This window comes from Massilia sp. Soil_C_3 (assembly GCF_057657035.1).
Genome location: NZ_JBDGJG010000031.1, coordinates 1 through 559, shown reverse-complemented (window position 1 = coordinate 559; position 559 = coordinate 1). Strand labels below are relative to the sequence as shown.

The window sequence follows — 559 nt, the reverse complement described above, 5'->3', positions numbered from 1 at the left end:
GAGTGAGATGCACCGGAATGGTGGACAGGGTTAATCAGGCACAGCTGAGAATTTTTTCCACCTGAGCGGGCGTTCGGTAGCCGAGGGTTTGGTGGAGTCGTTGTTGATTGTAATACACGTCGATGTAGTCGGTGATTGCAGCTAGCGCTGACGCATGATCGTCGTAAATCGTATGGTGAGTAACTTCGTTCTTCAGATTCGAGAAGAAGCTTTCTGCCACGGCATTGTCGTGGCAGTTTCCTCTCCTGCTCATGCTCGGTCGTGCCTGATGATCCTTGAGGTAATTCCTGAATAGGGCTGAGGCGAACTGCGAGCCTTGGTCGGTGTGACAGATCAACCCTGCCTGCGGTTTTTGCTGCGTGAAGCCAGCTTGTAGCGCGGCTATCGCCAGCTTCGCTGTCTGACTCGTTCCGGTCATCCAGCCAACCACGCGGTGCGTACACAGGTCGATAAACGCAGCAAGATGCAGCGGCCCTTTGCGAGTCGCGATCTGAGTCATGTCTCCGACCCACACCTTATTCGGCACGGTTCTGCTGAATGCGCGCTTTACGAGATCATC

The 559-nt window shown here is 54.4% G+C and carries 1 protein-coding gene; it reads right to left on the bottom strand.

What is annotated here, in order from left to right:
• Positions 1-34 precede the first annotated feature (34 nt).
• Positions 35-559, bottom strand: a 525-nt coding sequence (locus tag AC3A6F_RS25315) for an IS3 family transposase (protein ID WP_487686548.1), incomplete at its 5' end; no start/stop codon positions are given.